Source organism: Campylobacter sp. BCW_6465, assembly GCF_001762815.1.
GTDB lineage: Bacteria > Campylobacterota > Campylobacteria > Campylobacterales > Campylobacteraceae > Campylobacter_D > Campylobacter_D jejuni.
Map to the genome: position 1 here is coordinate 1 of NZ_MJXN01000105.1, position 2,493 is coordinate 2,493.

The window sequence follows — 2,493 nt, forward strand, 5'->3', positions numbered from 1 at the left end:
AGTGTTCGCAAAATTTCCATAAGATAACCAAACATAACAATCATAAATATAAGGCTTATTATACCGAATAATACTATATCCCAAATCCCTTTATCAAAAGCTTGATATAGCTTTTAGTTTTTTCCATTATTATTTATCCTTTCTAATAAAATCTAAAAGTCTTTGATATTCATTGAAAAAATTTATATAAAGATATTAACTAAATAATTATATAATTTATATAATTTTATATAATTACAATTAAGGAAAATATTTGAAAGCAAAAGAAGTTTTAAAGCTTTTAAAAATAAGTCGTGTAACTCTTTATAAATATGTTAAAAGTGGAAAAATAAGAGTTACGCAAATGCCAAATTCTTCATACCTATATAACAGAGAAGATGTTTATAGATTAGCAAATATTAAAGATGAAAAACTAAATGTTATATATGCAAGAGTAAGCACCCACAAACAAAAACAAGATTTAAAAAATCAAATAGAAAACACAATCGCTTTTTTAAATGCAAAAGGAATAAAAGTAGATAAGGTCTATGAAGATATTAAAAGTGGAATGACTTTAGACAGAAAAGGTTTTATGGAGCTTTTAGATGATGTTATGCAAAAAAAGAATTAGTGTTGTTTATATAGCTTATAAAGATAGACTAGCAAGACTATCTTATGATTTAGTGGAAAAACTTTTTAACGATAATGGTGCTAGAATAGAAATTATTAACTCTTGCGAAAACAAAGCACTAGAGCAAGAATTATTTGAAGATATTATGCAAACAATACACTCTTTTTCTATGAAAATGTATTCAAAGAGAAGATTAGCCAATAAATTATTAAATGAAAGCAAGGCAAATGAAAACATTACAAAGAGTTGAAAGACATATAATTAAGCCCTACAATAAAAATTACAATTCACTTTTATTGCTTGCAAATAAGACTAAAAACTTATATAACTATGTTAATTACTTGCTTAGACAAGATTTTATAACTAAAAAACCACAAATAAAAGAGTATGATTTAAGTAAAAAATTAGCTAGTGAAAAACAATTTGATTATAAAGAATTACCTAGTCAAACAGCCCAACAAACAATTAAATTATTATATAAAGATTGGAAAAGCTTTTTTAAATGTTTAAAGTCTTATCAAAAAGATAAGAACAAATTTACAAGTAATCCCAAACTACCTAAATACAAAAGAAAAGGAGAAAAAGGTCATCATATAGCTATATTTACAAACCAACAAGCAAAAATAAAACAATATAAAAACTTTAATAAAATCGTATTTCCTAAAAGTGTAAATATAAAATCTATCATTACTAAAATAGATACTAATATTTCAAGTCTAAAACAAGTTAGGATTATTCCCAAAGCAACTTGTTTTATAGTTGAAATAGTGTATGAAACTAATCAACTAGCTATTAATTATGTAAAAAACAGCTTTTTATCTTGTGATTTAGGTTTAAATAACTTTGTAACTACAATAGATACTCAAAGCAAACAGCCTTTAATTATCAATGGCAAAGGTATTAAAAGTATAAATCAATATTACAATAAGAAAAAAGCATATTTACAAGCAATAGCAAAAAAGAGTAATAATAGATTTATCACAAAGCAACTACTAAAATTATTAAACTTTCGTGAAAACAAATTAAATGATTTTTACATAAAGCAAGTAATTTTTTAGTTAAGTATTGTGTTAAACATTCTATTGAAACATTAATTATTGGTAAAAATAAAGAATGGAAAAAAGAAATTAATTTAGGTGCTAAAAATAATCAATCTTTTACTTCAATACCTTATGAAAACTTTATTTCTAAATTAGCTTATAAATGTGAAACATATGGTATTAATTTCGTTTTAACAGAAGAAAACTATACGAGTAAATGCGACTATTTAGCTAATGAAAAAATGAAACATCAAGAAAAGTATTTAGGTAAAAGAATAAAAAGAGGTTTATTTAAATCAAGCACAAATAAAATATTGAATGCTGATGTTAATGGAGCAATAGGCATAGCAAGAAAAGTATTCCACAATGCAGTGCAAACTCTAGTGGATAGTGGAACAGCGTTCGTTCCTATAAAAATCAATTTAGCCTTTTAGGTAGATTGAAAATTTATAAAAGATTTTTATATAAATTTTAATATTTTATATGAAAATTTGGGCGTTACAAGATAATTCATCATATTAAAATAAAAAATAATTATTTCTTATAATTATTTTGTAAAATATTATATAATAATATTATTATTTAAAATTAATTTTATTATATGTTAATAAATATTAGTATATTATAGTTACTATAAATATATATAAAATTTATAGAAAAAGGAACTTTTATGCAAAATTTAATTAAACTGAGTTTATTAAGTGTAGTTACTGCTTGTGTTTTTTCTGCTTGCTCTTTAGAGCCAAAAAAGTATGTAATACTATGAAGATCCAAAAAATCCTACAGAGTTAGAATCTAAAATCAAAGAATGTGCAAATGCTTCAAGTTATTCTAAATCATTTA

The 2,493-nt window shown here is 23.1% G+C and carries 4 protein-coding genes; all 4 read left to right on the forward strand.

Annotation, left to right across the window (positions count from 1 at the left end; genetic code table 11):
• The first annotated feature begins 253 nt into the window (after positions 1-253).
• The 4 genes from AJ886_RS10865 to AJ886_RS10875 are packed head-to-tail and all read left to right on the forward strand — an operon-like array spanning position 254 to position 2,084.
• Positions 254-610, forward strand: a complete 357-nt coding sequence (locus AJ886_RS10865) for a recombinase family protein (RefSeq protein ID WP_261662848.1) — start codon at positions 254-256, stop codon at positions 608-610.
• Positions 588-860, forward strand: a complete 273-nt coding sequence (locus AJ886_RS10870) for a hypothetical protein (protein WP_261662850.1) — start codon at positions 588-590, stop codon at positions 858-860. The genes AJ886_RS10865 and AJ886_RS10870 overlap by 23 nt, the downstream gene beginning before the upstream one ends.
• Positions 838-1,668, forward strand: a complete 831-nt coding sequence (locus tag AJ886_RS07945; protein WP_261662862.1) for an RNA-guided endonuclease InsQ/TnpB family protein — start codon at positions 838-840, stop codon at positions 1,666-1,668. Before AJ886_RS10870 ends, AJ886_RS07945 begins: the two co-directional genes overlap by 23 nt.
• A gap of 23 nt (positions 1,669-1,691) precedes the next feature.
• A complete protein-coding gene (locus AJ886_RS10875; protein WP_315940682.1) occupies positions 1,692-2,084 on the forward strand; it encodes an IS200/IS605 family accessory protein TnpB-related protein in 393 nt (130 codons plus the stop codon).
• Positions 2,085-2,493 lie beyond the last annotated feature (409 nt).

Bases quoted from the DNA above. Each gene is read 5' to 3' on its own strand.
- AJ886_RS10870 (WP_261662850.1), top strand. From the start codon at position 588: ATGTTATGCAAAAAAAGAATTAGTGTTGTTTATATAGCTTATAAAGAT.
- AJ886_RS07945 (WP_261662862.1), top strand. From the start codon at position 838: ATGAAAACATTACAAAGAGTTGAAAGACATATAATTAAGCCCTACAAT.